This window comes from Pseudomonas shirazica, assembly GCF_015168335.1.
GTDB lineage: Bacteria > Pseudomonadota > Gammaproteobacteria > Pseudomonadales > Pseudomonadaceae > Aquipseudomonas > Aquipseudomonas asiatica.
In genome coordinates, this window is sequence record NZ_CP063456.1 from 4072040 (window position 1) to 4091739 (window position 19700).

General features: G+C 61.1%; 18 protein-coding genes and 2 pseudogenes. 8 read left to right on the forward strand and 12 right to left on the reverse strand.

Annotated features, from left to right (window positions below):
• Nucleotides 1–84 precede the first annotated feature (84 nt).
• Both IMX18_RS18805 and IMX18_RS18810 read left to right on the forward strand, forming a co-directional pair.
• On the forward strand, nt 85–1902 hold the full coding sequence (locus IMX18_RS18805) for a hypothetical protein (RefSeq protein ID WP_137163126.1): 1818 nt from the start codon (nt 85–87) through the stop codon (nt 1900–1902).
• Between the two features lie 550 nt (nt 1903–2452).
• Nucleotides 2453–2737 (forward strand): annotated as a pseudogene (locus tag IMX18_RS18810) (DUF5801 repeats-in-toxin domain-containing protein); the annotation flags it as partial.
• A 157-nt stretch (nt 2738–2894) separates the two neighbouring features.
• On the opposite strand, the pseudogene IMX18_RS18815 reads toward IMX18_RS18810, so the two are convergent.
• Nucleotides 2895–3293 (reverse strand): annotated as a pseudogene (locus IMX18_RS18815) (hypothetical protein); the annotation flags it as partial.
• 686 nt (nt 3294–3979) lie between these two features.
• Here IMX18_RS18815 and IMX18_RS18820 point away from each other — a divergent pair.
• Complete coding sequence (locus IMX18_RS18820) at nt 3980–4621, forward strand: TetR/AcrR family transcriptional regulator (protein WP_015269174.1); 642 nt, start codon at nt 3980–3982, stop codon at nt 4619–4621.
• A gap of 150 nt (nt 4622–4771) precedes the next feature.
• On the forward strand, nt 4772–5722 hold the full coding sequence (locus tag IMX18_RS18825; protein WP_081013998.1) for an RHS repeat-associated core domain-containing protein: 951 nt from the start codon (nt 4772–4774) through the stop codon (nt 5720–5722).
• A 39-nt stretch (nt 5723–5761) separates the two neighbouring features.
• Here IMX18_RS18825 and IMX18_RS18830 read toward each other — a convergent pair whose 3' ends face one another.
• Complete coding sequence (locus IMX18_RS18830; protein WP_015269172.1) at nt 5762–6538, reverse strand: class I SAM-dependent methyltransferase; 777 nt, start codon at nt 6536–6538, stop codon at nt 5762–5764.
• Between the two features lie 103 nt (nt 6539–6641).
• On the opposite strand from IMX18_RS18830, the gene IMX18_RS18835 reads away from it, so the two are divergent.
• Nucleotides 6642–7262, forward strand: a complete 621-nt coding sequence (locus IMX18_RS18835) for a hypothetical protein (RefSeq protein WP_039612814.1) — start codon at nt 6642–6644, stop codon at nt 7260–7262.
• Nucleotides 7263–7274: 12 nt separating this feature from the next.
• Here the strand turns inward: IMX18_RS18835 and IMX18_RS18840 are convergent, their stop codons facing one another.
• The 7 genes from IMX18_RS18840 to ppc form a co-directional block, all read right to left on the reverse strand.
• Nucleotides 7275–7964 (reverse strand): extensin-like domain-containing protein, encoded by a 690-nt coding sequence (locus IMX18_RS18840; RefSeq protein WP_015269170.1) that lies wholly within the window; start codon nt 7962–7964, stop codon nt 7275–7277.
• Complete coding sequence (locus IMX18_RS18845; protein WP_015269169.1) at nt 7964–8794, reverse strand: isocitrate lyase/PEP mutase family protein; 831 nt, start codon at nt 8792–8794, stop codon at nt 7964–7966. The genes IMX18_RS18840 and IMX18_RS18845 overlap by 1 nt, the downstream gene beginning before the upstream one ends.
• Before the next feature lie 28 nt (nt 8795–8822).
• Nucleotides 8823–9692, reverse strand: a complete 870-nt coding sequence (locus IMX18_RS18850; protein WP_015269168.1) for a DUF72 domain-containing protein — start codon at nt 9690–9692, stop codon at nt 8823–8825.
• A gap of 3 nt (nt 9693–9695) precedes the next feature.
• Nucleotides 9696–9986 carry a hypothetical protein gene (locus IMX18_RS18855; protein WP_003259832.1) on the reverse strand — a complete coding sequence of 97 codons (291 nt, stop codon included), beginning with the start codon at nt 9984–9986 and terminating at the stop codon, nt 9696–9698.
• Between the two features lie 131 nt (nt 9987–10117).
• Nucleotides 10118–10792 carry a tRNA (adenosine(37)-N6)-threonylcarbamoyltransferase complex dimerization subunit type 1 TsaB gene (tsaB, locus tag IMX18_RS18860; RefSeq protein WP_096009946.1) on the reverse strand — a complete coding sequence of 225 codons (675 nt, stop codon included), beginning with the start codon at nt 10790–10792 and terminating at the stop codon, nt 10118–10120.
• Between the two features lie 306 nt (nt 10793–11098).
• Complete coding sequence (adk, locus tag IMX18_RS18865) at nt 11099–11749, reverse strand: adenylate kinase (protein ID WP_003259830.1); 651 nt, start codon at nt 11747–11749, stop codon at nt 11099–11101.
• Nucleotides 11750–12006: 257 nt separating this feature from the next.
• Entirely contained in the window at nt 12007–14634 is a 2628-nt protein-coding gene (gene ppc, locus IMX18_RS18870) for a phosphoenolpyruvate carboxylase (protein ID WP_015269166.1), read from the reverse strand.
• Nucleotides 14635–14834: 200 nt separating this feature from the next.
• Here ppc and IMX18_RS18875 point away from each other — a divergent pair, with 200 nt between their 5' ends.
• From IMX18_RS18875 to lptF, 3 genes are all read left to right on the forward strand, one after another.
• Nucleotides 14835–15176, forward strand: a complete 342-nt coding sequence (locus IMX18_RS18875; protein WP_025337943.1) for a pilin assembly protein — start codon at nt 14835–14837, stop codon at nt 15174–15176.
• 451 nt (nt 15177–15627) lie between these two features.
• Entirely contained in the window at nt 15628–16041 is a 414-nt protein-coding gene (locus IMX18_RS18880; RefSeq protein WP_003258911.1) for a DUF4398 domain-containing protein, read from the forward strand.
• A 50-nt stretch (nt 16042–16091) separates the two neighbouring features.
• Nucleotides 16092–16883 carry a lipotoxin F family OmpA-related lipoprotein LptF gene (lptF, locus tag IMX18_RS18885; RefSeq protein ID WP_015269164.1) on the forward strand — a complete coding sequence of 264 codons (792 nt, stop codon included), beginning with the start codon at nt 16092–16094 and terminating at the stop codon, nt 16881–16883.
• A 161-nt stretch (nt 16884–17044) separates the two neighbouring features.
• Here lptF and IMX18_RS18890 read toward each other — a convergent pair whose 3' ends face one another.
• The 3 genes from IMX18_RS18890 to IMX18_RS18900 are packed head-to-tail and all read right to left on the reverse strand — an operon-like array spanning nt 17045 to nt 19540.
• Nucleotides 17045–17371, reverse strand: coding sequence for a PA3694 family proteiin (locus IMX18_RS18890; protein WP_013971221.1), 327 nt, complete (start codon nt 17369–17371; stop codon nt 17045–17047).
• Complete coding sequence (locus IMX18_RS18895) at nt 17368–18291, reverse strand: alpha/beta hydrolase (protein ID WP_054573217.1); 924 nt, start codon at nt 18289–18291, stop codon at nt 17368–17370. Before IMX18_RS18895 ends, IMX18_RS18890 begins: the two co-directional genes overlap by 4 nt.
• On the reverse strand, nt 18263–19540 hold the full coding sequence (locus IMX18_RS18900; RefSeq protein ID WP_013971219.1) for a flavohemoglobin expression-modulating QEGLA motif protein: 1278 nt from the start codon (nt 19538–19540) through the stop codon (nt 18263–18265). Before IMX18_RS18900 ends, IMX18_RS18895 begins: the two co-directional genes overlap by 29 nt.
• Between the last annotated feature and the right edge of the window lie 160 nt (nt 19541–19700).

A 19700-nucleotide genomic window follows, 5' to 3' on the forward strand; every position in this document is an offset into this window, starting at 1 on the left:
CTACTAGACATTAACCGGCAGTTCCACTTAAGGATGCACACTCCAGGAACTTGCCTTTGGAAGGGATGTAGAAGTTACAAGCTGTTGACTGATCAAGATCAGGTCACAGCCGAAGAAGCCGATAAGATAGCCACCGCTTTTTTTGAAATCAAAAGCAATGGCAGAGATACATGTATAGTTTATAAAGGAATAAATTTTTCTGGACATTCGCTGCGTCAAAACCTGGCACTTTGCCTCTCATGCTGTCGATCGGGCATGCTCAATAATATGCACATGTTCAATTGGTCAGACACCTGCCCAATCCATCATGAGCGTTATATCACATCCTGCCCTGCCTGCCTGAAGCCTTTAAACTGGTTGGAACTGCGCGATTACCACTGCACCTGCGGCCACGATCTGCGTATGTCCTCATCAGTAGTGGAAGCAGCTGACCACCATGAACTGATAAGCCAAGCGCTTGCGAGTCATGACAGCCATTTTTTCAATCTTGCGGAAGACTGCATCGCTGCTTTCCAGCACTTCCGTACCACCAATAATAACAGTGTGATCACAAATAGTTGTTTCCAAATCGCCTCCGGTGGGCGGCAAAATTTCTTTGAAGCGATAGGGAAAATTCAGGAACTTTATCCTTCTCTGCATCGCCGTGCCATCCTCACGCCGCTGCTTTGTAGCAAGAATGAATACTTGCGCACGCACGCTATTCAATATTTATACCAAGCCCAGCAAAGTAAGCCTCAAAGTCATGACCCAAATTGTGATTGCTCGAAAATAAACTTCAGATTCGCAGATGCCATCACGCTGACTTGCAGCATTCATAACCGAGCGCAACTGATATCTGAAGGTTTGCTTGAAATCGACCCAACGGCACCGAAATATCGCTGCCTAACTCATAGCGGAAATCTTTGCGAGATGCTTTGGAACATATCAGATGTTCAGTGGGATACGATTGACTGCCTGCCCGATAGCAAACAAGAAGCCAATCTTATAACATTGAACGACGCTTCGTCGCTTCTTGAGATCCCTATTACCTACGTGGCAACCTTCGCTAAAGCCGGGTACTTTAAAAGCCTCAAGCTGCTCACTCACAAGCAGGCTTTAGTTTCAATGCAAGAGGTGCAGCAATTTGCAAACACCTACATCACGGCCGCCCAAATTGCAAAAACCTCTGGTTTAAGCTATCGGCACATCCACTCATTACTAGCATCAAGCCCATGCGAAGTAGTCATGCTACCATTCCGTCTTCAGATAAAAATTTATTACCGCGCCTCAATCCCGGAAAGTCTTACACAATATCTAGACAAGTCGAGTAACTCTTCACTAGAAGCATTAGCTGAATCTGTAATGACCTTCGCTGATGCAGCCGTGCAACTTGACCTTGACGTCAAAGATATGCGACTACTGGCGGACATGGGGATCATTGAAGCAAAATTTTATCGAGGCAAAAGCGACGCCCCAACTCGTAAGTACTGCGTGGGTTCTAGCTTACCCAGCGCGATCACCTGGAGAAGCAACTTTATTAAGCTGCATGATTTAGCCAAAAAAATGAAATGCTCAGCAAAAATGGCACTTAACCTATACATCAAGACCAACTTCGTACCCTACACACAACTCATATCATCCATCTTAGTAACGAAGTCCGACGCCGAGAAAGTTATCGAGCACCACGAAAAATACATTACGCTCCGTGAAGCACACATCTTACACAAGCTGTTTATCAGCGAGCTTGAAGACTTAATTAAACACAAGGTCTTGATACCACTTAGCCGGAGCGACAAGGATTATCTCAATGGACTAATCACCATCCCAAAACAGGAGCTTTTAGACTGGATGGCAACAAAATACACAACAGAGAAAGGTATCCAGAGGATTTGCCGGCAACGAAAAATCCAAACGGATATTTAGGTAAAATCCTCCCCAAACCCTTACCACCGTCCTCAGCCATTAATTCGCGCTTTATCCTACTTACCACATTCTTCTGATACCCTCCCCCACCGGAGGGCGATGCCATTCGGCTGTTTCGGATAAATGTTCACTATATTTAAAATCCTCAAATCTCTCCCCCCGTGCTCCAGTTTTCATGAAATCTCTGATTCGATGAACAAAGGGTCTCTGCCATACTGACCATCGCCCTCGTAAGCTCCTGTTTCGTAAGCATGACGATCCCATTGATCGTGAAAAGCCACGACGGCAGGCGTGCGTTGAACGGCATGTGACCGTGCGCCTTCGGGCTCCCGGCGCCAGGGCCATATAGTCCGATACTCCCAGTCCGCCTAGGAGTATCAGCCGATGCGCAGCTCATGGCGCTTCGCCATAGTGGAGGTCTATTACAGAGGCCTGTGGTCAGGCCTCGACAACCGGCAGTGGTGAGGGCCACGGCCTCGTTCACAGACAGCGCGCCGATCATCACCGCGACCGGTGTGAGCGTGACGCTGGACGAAACGACCTCGTTGCAGACAACAACATCGTGCTGGGCCGGGCTGGCGGGCCAACAGGCGCGATCATCTTCGCGGGCTATATCGAAGAAACCGGATCGCCCGTCAGCGGCGGCAAGATCTGGACGGTGGAATACCAACCGCTGAAGCATCCGGACACGAGCAACTCCGACGACGCGCTCAATCTGCTGAACAAGGTGTTCATCGGCACCAGTCAGGACCTGTTATTCAGCCTGGCCAACGCCCCCTCCGGCCAGAACCTGTTCCTGATGTTCACCACCGCGAACCCGACCGTCGTCAATGACGTAAGATCGAGTACACCACCACACAGGATCACAACCGCGTACTCGTCGAGAACGGGGCCGCCGTCGACCTCAAAGGCCAGACCGGTAGCCCCCAGGCCGTCGGCGCCGATCGTACTGTCCCAGAACCCATATTGCGGCAGGATACTTCCGGTTCCGATCAGGTTGCCGAAGGCATAGGACTCGGGGTACCCGACCCGACCGAAGCCTCGCTACAGATGCTGTCTGCGCCAGTGTTGTCGATCGACTGGACGACGGCGTTCGGATCACCATTGGGCACCAGCGTGTCTCGTTGCCCCGCGCCAGCATCGAACCCGCTGACCTGGTAGAGGAGCTGATCGGTCGACAGGTCGACGTTGAAGGCATCGCGCTGGCCAGTCGTGCCAACCAGGGTGAAGTCGAACGGTGCGTTGTCCGATTCGTTGGCGAACAGGTTGGCGTCGAACGTGCTACTCGCCGAGTCGCCATCTTTGTCCGTCAGCGTCGCACTGAACTGCAATTTGACGTCGTAGGCCAGGTTCTCGGTTTCCTTGATGAACTCGATCACCGGGATCTCCATTGCCGAATCCGGCGGGCAGACGACGACCATCACCCTGGTCGGGGTCGATATCTTCAACAGCGACATCTTCAACGGCAGCGCCTGAAACACTGCGTACGTGAAACCTGCGAGGGTGGCCTGGAAACCACCCTCGCAGCGCAATGCCAGTCAGTTAAGCGAAGTGGAGCCGCTTTGCGGCCCATCGCCGGCAAGCCGGCTCATATAACAAAACATGACTCATTGGTTCGGCGAGGTTCTGTAGGAGCAGCCTTGTGCTGCGAAGAGGCCGGTACTGACAAAGCCTCTCTATTGCTTGTACCGGCCTCTTCGCAGCACAAGGCTGCTCCTACTGTCTCCCATGAAAAACGTTCCATGTCCTCCCCTTGTAAGCCTTTTCCTACAGACCCTTCGGTGGAGTCTAGGCGAACCTTGCCTGCTGCCAGTCCCTCGCGCCGGCAGGCAGCACCTCAAGCCCCCTGTGGATGGGAGCCATGCTCACCCCGTCCCGCCCCTGAAAATCAATGTCTTGGGCTCATCGGGCGCCCCCATGAGGGCACTCCTGCATGCGACGAAAAGTCAACTAATCGACGAATGGCGCGAAGTTACACACGTTAAAATTATCTCGTCAATTTACCGCCACACAGGTTTTCCCCGCAGGCTTTAGCCGGATGGCGCCTGAACCGTTAAGATGGTGTTTCTCCAACCAGATGCAGACCACAATGTCCAACGACGCACCCATCGGCCCGGGCCGGCCCAAGGACCTGGCCAAACGCGAGGCAATTCTCGAAGCAGCCAAAGCCCTTTTCCTCAGCCTCGGTTACGCCAACACCAGCATGGATGCGGTCGCTGCGGCGGCAGGTGTTTCAAAGCTCACCGTATACAGCCACTTCACCGACAAGCAGACGCTTTTCGGCTCGGCGGTCATGGCAACCTGCCAGATCCAGTTGCCCGACCTGCTGTTCGAGTACCCCGACGGTGTGCCGGTAGAAGAGGTACTGCTGACCATTGCCCGTGGTTTCCAGGCGCTGATCAGCAGCGATGAAGCGGTCAAACTGAGCCGCCTGATCATGGCCCAGGGCAGCCTCGACCCGAGCTTTGGCGAGTACTTCTACGAAGCCGGGCCCAAGCGCGTGCTGGCGGGGATGGAAGCTTTGCTGCGCGGGGCGCATGAGCGCGGGCTGCTGCGCATCGAAAACCCGCTGCGAGCTGCCGAACACTTCTTCTGCCTGGTCAAGGGCGCGCCGGATTATCGGTTGCTGCTGGGGTGTGCCGGGCCGCTGGAAGGTGACGAGGCAGAAGCGCATGTGCGCGAGGTGGTGGGGGTATTCTTGCGAGCTTACCTACCCTGAAAGCACCTTCTGGCATACGCGGTCACTTTGTAGAACCCCGTATGCCAGTTACTGCGCCCCAACCGGCGCACTACCTGACATTTTTGCCAGTATCTGACCAGCCCCCCTCCTGACAGACTCTCATGTACTCGTCCGCAATAGAACGCGACCATGTCCATGCAAACACTCAAACTTTTTTACAAGGGCAGCAAACTCTCGACAGTGCACTCAGGCAGTGCTCATTTCACAGTCGTCAGCGCCAACCACCAGAATCTGTGCGAAACGACCAACCAAACCACGCCAACACAGCTTTTGGCCACCGATGCCCAAGCGTCGACAGTTACCGCCCATGCAGGAAGCCAAACGGCCATTGCCTACAGCCCTTATGGCAATGACAGTTTACCGGCCTCTTACCAGGTACTGTCCCGCTTTACCGGGCAAACCTGGCTACCCTCAGCCATCGGTTACCTGCTCGGTAATGGCCATCGCTTGTTCAACGTGGGACTGATGCGCTTTCACAGTGCAGATAGCTTGTCCCCATTCGAAAAAGGGGGAATCAATGCTTACGCTTACTGTACCAATGATCCCATTAACAGATCGGATCCTAGCGGTATGTTTTCGATACTAAAATTCGTGACCGGAGGATACCGCGCAAAAAACATCATTCTTCGCCTGTACGAGAACAACCCCAGTTTGACATCCCGAGAATACAAAATACTTACACGACACTTTGCAGCCCAAAAAGTTAAAGGGATGAAGGAGGCAATATCCCAATCCCCCGAAGTAAGAACAATAGGTAAAAATAGAATCCTCAACGCCACTTCCCAAGAATCCATTTTAACGAGCCTTACGCGTGACGAATTCAATGGCAGAACACGATACGTCGACGCGGCAAAAATCAGCCCTGAAGATGTAACAAAAGGTTTTGAAGAAGTAACAAAAAGATTTGAAGAATTTAAGGCCAAATACAGTAGCAACGGTGCCCCGACCACTTCTACCTTCTACAACAGGCCAGATCAGCCGTCGTCTACGTGGCCCAGAAGAAGGCCACGTTCGAAAAATCTCGATGATTTCACAGGTAATTACATCGACAAGGAAGTAGCAAAAATCCGCATGGACTAGCATTGAGGCCAGACTGACAAGATGATCTCGCAGTTGCGATCAGCCTCTCAACGCTTTCTTCGGATAAATGTCATACCGACTCGACTTGCCCTCCAGGCTATGGCTCGGCTTCGGCCCGTCGATGATCGGCGCCTTGCGCGGCCGCTTCACCACCACCCGGTGGCTGGCCAGCGCCAGGGCGGCTTCGAGCAGGGCCGGGGCATCCAGGTCATCACCGACCAGCGGGCGGAACACACGCATTTCCTTCTTCACCAGCGCACTCTTGTCCCGGTGCGGGAACATCGGGTCGAGGTAGATCACCTGTGGCGCCTCGCCTTCCCAGGCGCGCATGCGCTCGATGGCGTTGCCGGTCAGCAGGCGCATGCGCCCCACGATCGGCCCCACCTCTTCATCCGCACGGGCCCGCGCCAGGCCGTCCTCCAGCAGCGCGGCAATCAGCGGCTGGCGCTCGATCAGGGTCATCTGGCAGCCCAGGCTGGCCAGCACGAACGCGTCCTTGCCCAGCCCGGCAGTGGCATCCAGTACCTGCGGACGCACGCCTTGGGCAATGCCCACCGCCTTGGCGATCATCTGCCCGTTGCCACCACCGAACATGCGCCGGTGCGCGGCCTGGCCTTCGACAAAGTCCACCCGCACCGGCCCCGGGGCCTGCGGGCCCAATTGCTGGATCTGCAAGCCATCAACGCCCACCTGCACGGCGAACCCGGCAGCATCGTCCTGCAGCGGCAGCTCAAGGCGCTCGGCCCACGCAGCAGCTTGCGCCTCGAATTCAGCCGACAACGCCTCGACCCGGATACCTGTGCCCTGCTCTTCCATCATTCACACCTAGAAATTGAACCCAGCCGTTAATGTATCGGCTACTTCGGCCGATACAGGCAATATCCCGCTATTCTGCCAGAGCACAACGCGCGCGACTGCCATGTCAGATACTCTTCCCATCGGCTTGACCTACCTGTCGCCTGTCGGCAACTACAGTCAGCACAACACCCAGGCACTCGGGGGCGTCAGCCACCTGTGGCAGGATTTCTTTGCCCGGGCCATGGCCGAGCAGCAGGAAGAGCCGGTAGACAGCGTCAGCCAGTCGTTCGTGCAATACGACCAGAGCAGTGGCGAGCCGATCGGCGGCGCCCGGGCGCTAGCCCTGATCGACGCCCAGCGTGCCTGCCCGGTGCATGACACCATCGTGGCACCGCCCGAGCCACTGTTCCTGCCCAAGGCAGAACTCGAAGCCAACCTGCTGCCGCCCGCCCCCGAGCCGTTCAGCGCAGTCGAGCTGATCGAGCAGCAGCGCCAGCTCGATATCAGCAACAGCTGGCTACGCCCGGTGGTGATGAGCCAAGGTCACCCGATTGCCGAGCCCGGCCCCGGCCCTGCTCCGCGCTCGCTGTTCCTGCCGATCGCCGAGTTCGAGACCAACCTGCTGGACCCGGCGCCCGAACCGTTCGATGACGCCACCCTGGCCAAGCAACAGAACGACCTGGAGTTCGACATCCACTGGGCACGCCCGGTGGTGCTTAACAACGTGCGCGCCCACGCCTGAACGCGCCCACGCTCAGCGACAGATCTGCCAGCGGCCCATGTCCATATGAAAGTGGTTGTGGTGTGCAGCGTTGTAGTCCGGCCCCAGTACCGTGCTGAAGCTATCACAGGCCGCCCGCTGCACCTGACGAAGGAATTCCGCTTTCTGCCCGCCCGCCTGCCAGTCCCGCGCAAGGACGATGCGCTGGCCGTCCCGCAGGCGAAAGCCACTGATGTCCAGGGCATCGGCCGTGGCGTGCTGGCTCAGCCGGCCCTGCTTGCGGTGGTAGACATTGCGGCAGGCAAAACTGCCCAGGTGGTCGATCTGAACCACCGGCTGCCCCAACACCCGTTGCGCCACAGGCTGCAGCCCATGGTTTTCGAACAGTGCATACGCCACTGCCAACGGACAACTGGCCAGGAAGCTGCCGCCGAGCCGCGCCTGACCACCGTCGATACGCCATACGTTCCGCAATGGGCAGTTGGCAGTAGCCGAACTGTCGGCTTGTGCCCGGTAGCGCAGCTGGCTGGTTTGAAGTGCCAGGCGACACAGCGTCGGGTCATCGCGAAGGCGAGACAACTTGTACGGGGTCAGCAGGTTGGGGGGCTGACGCACGTCGAGCGGCGCCCACGGGTTCCACGCGGCGGGCAGCCGCCAACCCAGGTGCCAGGCCAGCCCCGCAAGCAGCGACAGGCTGGCCAGCAACGCCAGCACGGCCCTCATCAGCGGCGGAACAGGTCGTTGAGTTTGGCGAATGGCAGCGCCTGCTCCCCATAGCCGAAGGTGCCCTCATCGCGAATCTCCAGCGCGGCACGGTGGAAGGCCCCCAACGCGGCACGGGCAAGCGACGAGCCGACGCTGATGCGGCGTACACCCAGGTCCTGCAACTGGTTGACGCTCAGCGGCACGCCCGCCATGCCCATCAGCACATTCACCGGCCGCGGCGCGAGGGCCTGCACCACCGCGCGGATTTCCTCGACAGTCCGCAGCCCTGGCGCGTACAGCACATCAGCACCGGCCTCGGCATAGGCCTGCAGGCGCAGGATGGTGTCGTCCAGGTCCATGCGCCCGTGCAGCAGGTTCTCTGCCCGGGCGCACAGGGTGAACGGGAACGACAGGCTACGCGCTGCCTGCACAGCTGCACGAATGCGCTCCACGGCCAGCCCGGAGTCGTAGATGGGCGCTTCACTGCGGCCACTGGCATCTTCGATGGAACCGCCTACCAGGCCAGCCTCGGCAGCGCGCAGGATGGTCTGGGCACAATCTTCGGGCAGGTCACCAAAGCCGTTCTCCAAGTCGGCAGCCACCGGCAGCGGGGTGGCATCGACGATCTCCCCGGCATTATCAAGGGTATCGTCCAGGCTCAAGGCGCCTTCGGCGTCCGGACGGCCCAGGCTGAAAGCCAGGCCTGCACTGGTGGTGGCCAGCGCCTCGAAGCCCAGGCTGGCCAGCAACTTGGCCGAGCCGGCATCCCACGGGTTGGGGATGACGAAGGCGCTGTCACGCTCGTGCAGGGCCTTGAAGGCTTCGGCTCGCAGGGTTTGCACATCCATGGTTCAACCTCCGGCAGTCAGGGGAAGGTCAGAGTAGCCCCAATTGTTCGACCGCGGGGGTGCGCGGCAATTCCGGCAACGCGGCAAGGCCCGGCAGGCGCTGCATCAGGCGTTGATGAAAGCGCTGGGCCAATGCCGCGGCCAATCGGTTGTCCGAGGTGTGCAGGAAGATGTAGGGGTTGCGGCCTTCCTCGATCCAGGCGGCGACCTTGTCCACCCAGGGGGTAAGAAAGGCCTCGTTGGCCTCCAGCTGCGGGTGGCCGATGAAGCGCACCTGCGGGTGCTGGGTGAAGGCTGCCGGGCGAGGCGGTACTTTGGGCTTCTTCGCCTGCGCATGCAGCACGGCAGGTTCACGAGAGGTGCAGCTGAACAAGGCGCGCGGGTCCAGGCAGATACGCTCCACACCGCGCTCATGCAGCAGGCGGTTGAGCAACCGCTCTTCTTCACCCTTGGCGAAGAAAGCCTGGTTACGCACCTCCACGGCCACCGGCACTCCGACTTCGTCAAGGAAGTGGCAAAGCTCGCCCAGCCGTGCTGGGCTGAACTGGGCCGGCAACTGCAGCCAGTATGGCGCTACGCGCTGGCCCAACGGGGCCATCAGGCGGGTGAAGTCAGAGGCCGGTTCCAGCTGATCACGCAGGTCGCCTTCATGGCTGATGTCCCGGGGGAACTTGGCAGTGAAGCGAAAGTGTTCGGGCATGATCTGCGCCCAGCGCGCAATAGTGCCTGGTGCGGGGCGTGCGTAGAAAGTGGTATTGCCCTCGACGGCGTTGAACACCTGGCTGTAGTAGCCGAGCATTTCACCGCTGTTGGCGTCGGCGGGATACAGGTAGTCGCGCCAGGCGTTTTCGCTCCATGACGGGCAACCGAGAAAATAAGGCAGTGGTGATGGACTCATCCACTAAATGTACAGGTCGAGCCCCAGTACTTCCATGTCCCAGTCGGTAAAACCGGCAGTGCTCAGGTAGCTGGCCAATGCGGTAGCGGTGCGGCGGTCACGGGCGCGGGGGAAGATCATGTCCTGCTGGCGTGCTGGCAGGCCACCACTGCGGCGGCGAGCGGTGGTTTCCTGAGGGGCGGTCTCGACCTCCTCGATCACCTCGGCATCATCGATGGCCTCGTCACGCACAGCTGCCTTGCGCGGCGTGCGCTTGATCGGATAGGACTGTGATGAGAAACCGTCGATACGCATGGCATGAGCACTCAGAACCAATGATGGCAATCTAGCAGCATCAGGGTTCCATCGCTAATGCTCGAGTGATAACTGGACCACAGATCGCGCAAAAGGTTTTAGTGTCATCGGCGATAACCGACGAACAACACTCAGCGCTTCCTGGGTGTCGCTACATTATCGCGCAGGTAGACCGGTTGCGCCTGTTCGGCAACGATCGCCTCGCCGCGTGCCCAGGCAAAGCTGGCCAGGCTGAGGATGTCAAGGGCGTTGGGCAAGGCACTGGCATTGCTGGCGGCCACCTGCACCGCCAGGCGCTCGGCATAGCCCCAACCGGTACCGGCGCCGAACCACTCGCCAGCGCTGCCCACCGGCAGCGCCACCTGCTCGGGCGGCAGCACTGCCTCCTGGCCGACCAGGCGCATTTCACCTTCGGCGGCCTGGTAGCAGCCCCAATACACTTCATCCATGCGCGCATCAATGGCGGCCGCCACTTGCTGTACACCGTGTTCACGCAGCGCGCCCTGGGCCAGTGCGGCCAGGTTGGACACCGGCAAAACCGGGCGCTCCAGTGCGAAGGCCAGGCCCTGGACCACCCCGATGGCAATGCGCACGCCGGTGAAAGCGCCCGGGCCACGGCCAAAGGCGATGGCATCCAGCGCATTCAGCGCCACGCCGGATTCGGCCAGCAGCTGCTTGATCATCGGCAGCAGCTTCTGGGCATGCATGCGCGGGATCACCTCGTAATGGCTGGTTACCTTGCCGTCATGCAGCAGTGCGACGGAACAGGCTTCGGTAGCGGTATCCAGGGCCAGCAGGGTGGTCATCGAACGGGTATCCAGGTACTAGGGGGAAAAGAGCGGCAGTATAGAGCAGCCGCGGCGTTGTGTCCGCAAGGGGCCGCTGTGCGGCCATTGCCCGCTCGGCTGGCGCCGTCCCTGTAGGAGCGGCCTTGTGTCGCGATGGGCCGCAAAGCGGCCCCTGCAATTTTCGCGGCGAAGCTAAGTTTTTTGGGGCCGCTGCGCGCCCCATCGCGACACAAGGCCGCTCCTACAGGGATCGCATGTGGCAACAGGGCCAAAAACGACAACGGCCCGCAAGCGGGCCGTTGTCGAGGTGCGTCAGGCGCTGGATCAGCTCAGGGCTGCCAGGACCTTGGCGGTGATGGCTTCGACCGAGCCGACGCCTTCGATGTGGCTGTACTTCGGCTTGCCGGCATTGGCCGCCGACAGCTTCTGGTAGAAGTCCACCAGCGGCTTGGTCTGGCTGTGGTAAACCGACAGGCGATGGCGAACGGTCTCTTCCTTGTCGTCATCACGCTGGATCAGGTCTTCACCAGTCTCGTCGTCCTTGCCTTCCACTTTCGGCGGGTTGTACTGAATGTGGTAGGTGCGGCCCGAAGCCAGGTGCACGCGGCGGCCAGCCATGCGGCCGACGATTTCCTCGTCGTCCACGGCGATTTCGACCACGGCGTCGATGTCGACACCGGCAGCGACCATGGCTTCGGCTTGCGGGATGGTGCGTGGGAAGCCGTCGAACAGGCAGCCCTTGGCGCAATCAGGCTGGGCGATGCGCTCCTTGACCAGGCTGATGATCAACTCGTCGGAGACCAGCTGGCCGGCATCCATGACTTTCTTCAGTTCCAGGCCCAGCGGGGTACCGGCCTTGACGGCGGCACGCAGCATGTCACCGGTGGAGATCTGGGGGATACCGAACTTTTCGGTGATGAACTTTGCCTGAGTACCTTTACCGGCCCCGGGAGCTCCCAGCAGAATTACGCGCATCTCGTGCTCCTCAAATTTTGTTATGAAATTCAATGGATTCGGCGACCAGGGCCAAGTCCGGAAAATCGGGTATGACCATAAATCGGTCAGAAGGCTGCTCAAGATACACAGCGCCCGGCAGCCAGACAAGCGTCCCAAAGTTGCAGGATTGCGCCACCTACGGCTGGCCTGGCAGGCGGTTGCGCCCGGCGCAACCACCCTCTTCGCCCACTTGCATCCCCCGCACGGCACCTGCCCTGTGCGCCCCGGGCCTACCCTCAGCCGGTGTTGCGCAGGCCGGCTGCAATACCCGCCACAGTCACCAGCAAGGCCTGCTCCAACGGGCTGTCCAGAGCGGCTTCGCGGCTGCGCGAGCGGGCCAGCAACTCGGCCTGCAGGCGGTGCAACGGGTCCAGGTAGGTATTGCGCAGGCTGATGAATTCCAGCGTCTCGGGGCTGTGCGCCAGTAGCACCGGCTGCCCGGTAAGGCCCAGTACCACCTGGCACGACTGCGACAATAGGTCGCGCAGGTGCGCACCCAAAGGCAGCAGGTGCGGTTGCACTAGACGTTCGTCGTAGGCCTCGGCGATCTGCGCATCGGCCTTGGCCAGCACCATCTCGAGCATGTCGATGCGGGTGCGGAAGAACGGCCATTGCTCGCGCATCTGCGCCAGCAGTTCACCCTGGCCACGGGCCAGGGCATTGTTCAATGCCGTTTCCCAACCAAGCCAGGCTGGCAGCATCAGGCGGGTCTGGGTCCAGCCGAAGATCCACGGGATGGCCCGCAGGCTTTCGATGCCACCGGCGCGGCGCTTGGCCGGTCGGCTGCCCAGCGGCAGGCGCCCCAGTTCCTGCTCCGGGGTCGACTGGCGGAAGTACTCGACAAAATCGGGGTTCTCCCGCACCACGCCGCGGTAGGCCTTGACGCCATCGGCGGCAAGCTGGTCCATCACCTCGCGCCAGGCCGGCTGCGGTGGTGGCGGTGGCAACAAGGTGGCTTCCAGCACCGCAGCCAGGTACAGGTTCAGGTTCTGCTCGGCGATACCCGGCAAGCCGAACTTGAAGCGGATCATCTCGCCCTGCTCGGTGGTGCGGAAGCGCCCCGCCACCGAACCCGGTGGCTGCGACAGGATCGCCGCGTGGGCCGGGCCACCGCCGCGGCCCACCGTGCCGCCACGGCCGTGGAACAGCAGCAATTCGACCTGGTGCTCGGCGCAGATGCGCACCAGGTTTTCCTGGGCCCGGTACTGCGCCCAGGCTGCTGCCGTGGTACCAGCGTCCTTGGCCGAGTCGGAATAGCCGATCATCACTTCCTGCGGGCCGCGCAGGTTCGCTCGGTAGCCTGGCAGGCCAAGCAGGCGTTGCATCACCGGGCCAGCATTGTCGAGGTCGGCCAGGGTCTCGAACAGCGGCACCACGCGCATGGGCCGCGTCAGGCCGGCCTCCTTCAACAGCAGCTGCACCGCCAGCACATCCGAGGCGGCACCGGCCATGGAGATCACGTAAGAGCCCAGCGATGCGGCTGGCGCGGCGGCAATTTCCCGGCAGGTGGCAAGCACCTCGGCGGTCTCGGCCTGCGGCTTGAAGTGCGCGGGCAGCAGTGGCCGGCGGTTTTTCAGCTCGGCCTGTAGGAACTCAATGCGCTGCTCTTCATCCCAGTCGGCATAACGCCCCAAGCCCAGGTAGTCGGTAATCTCGCTCAACGCATCACGGTGGCGAGCGGCGTCCTGGCGCACGTCCAGGCGGCCCAGGAACAGGCCAAAGGTCACGGCGCGGCGCAGGCAGTCGAGCAACGGGCCTTCGGCGATCACACCCATGCCGCAGGCGTGCAGGGACTGGTAGCACAGCTCCAGCGGCGCGATCAGGTCGCGGTTGTCCACCAGCACCTCGGCGCTGGCCGGCTGGCTGCTGGTCAATGCCGAATGCGCCCACGCGCGCGTTGCTCGCAGGCGATCGCGCAGTTGCTTGAGCAGGGAGCGGTAGGGTTCGGGACTGTCGCCGACCTGCTCACGCAGCGCATCGTCGGCCTGCTGCATGGACAACTCGGAAGCCAGCGCATCGATGTCGCGCAGGAACAGGTCGGCAGCCATCCAGCGCGCCAGCAGCAGGACTTCGCGGGTGACCGCTGCGGTCACGTTGGGGTTGCCATCACGGTCACCGCCCATCCACGAGGCGAAGCGGATCGGCGCCGCTTCCAGCGGCAGGCGCAGGCCGGTAGCCTCCAGCAGGGCCTTGTCGACCTTGCGCAAGTGGCTGGGGATGGCGTGCCACAGCGAATGCTCGATTACCGCAAAGCCCCACTTGGCTTCGTCCACCGGCGTCGGTCGGGTGCGGCGGATTTCTTCGGTGTGCCAGGCCTCGGCGATCAGCCGGCGCAAGCGCTCGCGCACCTGCTGGCGTTCGCCCGGGGTCAGGTCGCGGTGGTCCTGGGCAGCCAGTTGGCCGGCGATGGCATCGTACTTCTGGATCAGGGTGCGGCGGGCCACTTCGGTGGGGTGCGCAGTGAGCACCAGCTGGATGTCGAGCTTGGCCAATTGCCGGGCCAGGGCATCATTGCTGTGCCCGGCCTGCTTCAGGCGCGCCAGCAGCTCGGGCAGCACCCGGGCCTCGAACGGCTCGGGCTGGTCGGCGTCGCGGCGGCGGATCAACTGGTACTGCTCGGCCATGTTGGCCAGGTTGAGGAACTGGTTGAAGGCCCTGGCCACGGGCAGCAAGTCTTCATCGGCCAGGTCCGCCAGGGTCGAGCTCAGTTGCTCGCCGGCGCTACGGCGGTCGGCCTTGGCACTGTGACGGATGTCCTCGATCTTCTGCAGGAACGCCTCGCCATGCTGCAGGCGAATGGTATCGCCAAGCAGTTCACCCAACACATGGACATCTTCACGCAAACGCACATCGATATCGGTCATTGGCCCTCTCTCCGGCGCGGCTCTGGCGCATTGCATCCCTTTTTCAGCCTTTACGCGATCCCCTGTGGGAGCGCGGTATTCGCTCCAAGAGTGCCCACAGCCAGGCGCCGATGGCAAGCCGTGATCGGCCAAAGCAAACTAAAGTGAAAGCACGACACTCCCATGCATTGCAGCCCTTTCAGGCGTCAACAGAGGTCAGCATGAAAATCCGTGAACTCGCCCAGCACTGGGAACAGAATGCCGCCGGCACCCTCAGCCCCACGGGCCATGTCCTGCATCTGGACCTTGAGTCCGAAGCGCGACTGGCCGCGCTGATCGACATGTACCCCAAGCGCACCGCCGAGGAACTGCTCGGAGAGCTGGTCGCGGCAGCCCTCGAGGAACTGGAGGCCAGCTTCCCCTATGTGCAAGGCCGCCAGGTCATTGCCACCGACGAGGAAGGCGACCCGCTGTACGAGGACATCGGCCCTACTCCGCGCTTTCTGTCACTGTCGCGACAGCATCTGCACGCCCTGAGCAACCCTGGGGCCGATAGCGAATAGCTAATGGGTAGGACGTGGGGTTTGCAGCGCCTGTGAGATCAAGCGCCGCCCGCGCGGCGCTTCGCAGCGCAAGGCTGCTCCTACATCTGCCTCGGGCCAGTCACGCCTGTGCCAGTGCACGCGACCGTCTTGTTCGTACAACGCGATATCGAGCCATGCGCCAAAGCGTTCGCGCACAAACCTCACAGGAATAATTGGCCCGAAACAGATGTAGGAGCAGCCTTGAGCTGCGAAGCGCCGCGGGGGCGGCGCTCGATCTCCCAGACGCCACAAACCCCAGACAGCATCAAATTTTTCTGAACTATCCGAAAAACGCGTCAGTCACAGCCGATAGCCATCACGCTAAAACCCTGCACACCTGCCGTTGTGCACCGTTGAGCTGAAGCGCGCGCACGTGTCAGGGAACGAGCGATGGACTGCTACGGACAATGTCGTAAACAGGAGTGATCCAATGGAACTGACCACCAAGAACACCCGCATCTACAAACCCTCATCCACTCATGTGCGCGGGTTCAAGCTGGCAGCGCTGGCCTTGGGCAGCAGCCTGGTCCTGGCTGGCTGTGCCGGCAACCCGCCCACCGAGCAGTATGCAGTCACCCAGTCCGCCGTGAACTCCGCCGTCAGCGCTGGCGGCACCGAGTTCGCCGCCGTGGAAATGAAAGCGGCCCAGGACAAGTTCAAGCAGGCCGAGATCGCCATGCATGACAAGAAGTACGACGACGCCAGGCGCCTGGCCGAACAGGCCGAGTGGGACGCCCGCCTCGCCGAACGCAAGGCCCAGGCGGCCAAGGCCCAGAAGGCCGTGCAGGATGCCCGCCAGGGCGTTCAGGACGTACGTGAGGAAGGCCTGCGCAGCGCTCAGTGAGCCCTGCCCTGCCCACCTCGGTCTTCGCACACGATCAAAGGATGAACACTATGCGCAACTACGTCATGATTCCCGCCCTGCTGGCCCTGAGCGTCGGCCTTGCCGCCTGCTCGCACGACCCTAACGCCAACCTCGAATCGGCCCGCACCAACTTCTCCTCGCTGCAGAGCGACCCGCAATCGAGCAAGGTTGCGGCGCTGGAGACCAAGGACGCCCAGGACTGGCTGAACAAGGCCGACAAGGCCTACATGGACCGTGAAGACGAGAAGAAGGTCGACCAATTGGCCTACCTGACCAACCAGCGCGTCGAAGTGGCCAAGCAGACCATCGCCCTGCGCACTGCCGAAAGCGAACTGAAGAACGCTTCGGCCCAGCGCGCCCAGGCCAAGCTTGACGCACGCGACGCACAGATCGCCAAGCTGCAGGACAGCCTCAACGCCAAGCAGACCGACCGCGGCACGCTGGTCACCTTCGGAGACGTGCTGTTCGACTTCAACAAGGCCGAACTCAAGAGCAACGCCTACCCGAACGTCACCAAGCTGGCGCAATTCCTCCAGGAAAACCCGGAACGCAAGGTGATCGTCGAGGGTTACACCGACAGCGTCGGCTCGGCCAACTACAACCAGGGCCTGTCGGAGCGCCGCGCCAACAGCGTACGCATGGCACTGGTACGTGCTGGCGTCGACCCAGCGCGCATCGTCGCCCAGGGCTATGGCAAGGAGTACCCGGTAGCGGACAACTCGAGCAATTCGGGGCGTGCGCAGAACCGCCGGGTGGAGGTGACCATCTCCAACGACAACCAGCCGGTGGCACCTCGCTCTGTGAGCCAGGTACAGCAGTAAGGCTGGCTAGCTGAACTGACAAGCCCCGCGATCGAAGCGGGGCTTTCTTTTGCCTGTGCTGGCCCTTTCGCGGCTGAAGCTGCTCCCACAGGGACTGGCGCGGTCCCTGTAGGAGCGGCTTCAGCCGCGAAAGGGCCAGCACAGGCAGCAGAGATAATGGCTCACTGCACCTGCTGCGGCGTTTCCTCGCCCATGCAACGCACAGCGCGCTTGCGGTTGTCCACCAGCACCCCTGTCAGGCCTTTCTGCTGGGTATCGAACAGCACCAACACGCCGTCGACGCACTGGGCCATTTGTGGTGCCGGGTCCAGCGAGACCTTGTAGTCCTCGCCGGGGATGGTCTTGAGCATGGTGAAGTCCTGCAGCAACAGGGCATCTTCGGGCTTGGCGAAATGCAGGTAACCGTAGTACCACAAGGCCCCCACCGTCACGATGATGCTGCCGACACCGGTCAGGATCAGCGGGATGGCGTTGCGTTCTTCACTCATTGCTTGTTCTTCTCGTCAGGGTAATTGGGCACTTCGGCCAGCCGCCGCAGGCCGTTGAAATGGCTGGGGTCGTCAAGAAAACGCAGCATGACCTGGCGCCAGGTCGGGTCGGCGAAGGTCTGCACGTGGCCACCACGGGTCAGTTGCAGCACCCGCGGCGCTGGCGCGTGCTGGTACAGGCGGATGCCGTTGTCCATCGGCACCAGGGTATCGTCGATACTGTGGAAGAACAGCTTGGGCGGGCTGCTCAGTTGTTCGATCGAGCGGATCGCGCTGTCGCCGTCCGGCACCAGCCACGACAGCGGCACCTGCAGCGGCCAGGTCATCCACGAGGTGCTGAGGGCAAAGCGCCCGACCGCACGGTAACTGGCCGGCACACCATCGAACACCAGGGCGTTGAAACGCTGGCGCTGCTCCGGATGGGCCGCCAGGTAGTGAATGGCCATGGCCCCGCCAAGGCTCTGCCCCAGCAGCACCAGCGGCTTGCCCTTGACCTCGGGCGCCTGCTCCAGCCAGGCCATGGCCGCGGCGATGTCCTGGTACACTTCGGGCAGGCTCGGCTCGCCCTGGGACAGGCCATAGCCGCGGTAATCGATCATCAACACCTGGTAGCCCTGCTCCGGCAGCCAGTAGCTGCCGCCCAGGTGCCCAGGCAGGTTGCCGCCATTGCCATGCAGGTGCAGCACCGTGCCCTTGACCTCGACCCCAGCCTTGGCCGGCAACCACCAGCCGTGCAGGCGGATGCCATCAGCAGTGATCAAGGTGACATCGCGGTACTCGAGCCTGGCCCGCTCGGGCGTGAACGGCTGGCCGCGCTCGGGATAGAACAGCAGGCTGCTGCAACCGCCCAGGCCCAGCAGGATCAAACCCAGGGCCAGCAGGCGGCAGCACTCAGAGAATGTTCGCGTAATCGGCTTCAATACGGTCCAGGCTCAGGTGGTTGAGGAAGTTGGAGAAGCACATCCAGGCCGACAGCGCATTGAGGTCGCGGAACTGCTCGGGCAGGTACTTGGGCGGCTCGACCAGGCCTTCCTCGACCAGCTGTCGCAGGGTACGCATGTCTTCCAGGGTGGTCTTGCCACAGAACAGCAACGGGATCTGTTCGAGCTTGCCCTTCTTCACGGCCAACTGAATGTAGTTGTAAACCATGATGAAGCCTTTGAGGTAGGACAAGTCCTTGGTAAATGGCAGGCCATTGGGCACCGACCCGCGGAACACCCGGCTGGCGTTGCTGTAGCTCTGCGCCATCTCGAACCCCTGCTCGCGGAAGAAGTTGTAGATCTGCATGAAATCGGCACCCTCCTCGACCATGTGGATGGCGCGGGTGCGGTTGGTGAGCTTGCGCAGGCGGCTGGGGTAGGAGGCGAAGGCGATCACCTCCATGAGGATGGCCAGGCCTTCCTGGGTCACCGTCGACGAGGGCGGGCCCTTGGCCAGGAAGGTACAGATCGGCTGGTTCAGGCCGTTGAGCGTGGTGCCGACATGCACCAGCCCTTCGTGCACCTCCAGGGCGCGCACGTCACGGGAGTTGAACATGGCGTCGGCACGCACCTTGATGTAGTCGGCCCCGGCCGCGGCATCGGCGACGATACCGTCGGACTCGAACACACGGATGGTCTCTTCGGCCTCGCCAAACACCTTGTTCAGCCGGTGCTGGAGGATTTCCACGGCCTCCTTGGCGGTGAGGTTCTTCGGTTCGTCCTTGAGGTCGCCACGGCCATCGATGTTGTTCAGGTAGTCCGACAGCATCAGGCCGAGGTCGGCCAAGGTCGGATCACCAGCGTGGAAGGCATCCGAGGCAGCGCCGTACAGTTCCTGGGAGATCAGCCCGAAATCCTCGGTGCCACGCGCTTCGAGCATGCGCACCACCATGCGGTATTCGCGGCACATGCGCTTCATGATCTGCCCGACCGGGTTGAACTGGCCGAGCTGGCGAATGATGTCGCGCTCGATGCCCTGAAACTCGGCCTTGACCGCGCTGGAATCGAACGCCAGCGGGCGCGACTGGTAGTAGGCACGGTCGACAGCCGGCGGCTCCTTGCCCTTGGCCTTGAGGAAACCCTGGCGGATGTTGTCGTCCCACTTCACCGCGTCCAGAACCCGGATCGGGGTCTGTGCCGCGACGATGCGGTCGGACAGGGCGCGGATGGTTTGCTGGTATTCGTCCACCGGGGACTCCTTATTGGAACAAAGTGCCAAGCCTTGCTTTGCCTGTACCGGCCTCGGTTCCTGTAGGAGCAGCCTTGTGCTGCGAAGAGGCCATTAGCGGCAACTGAAATGGTTTGCCCTACTGGCCTCTTCGCAGCACAAGGCTGTTCCTACAGGGGAC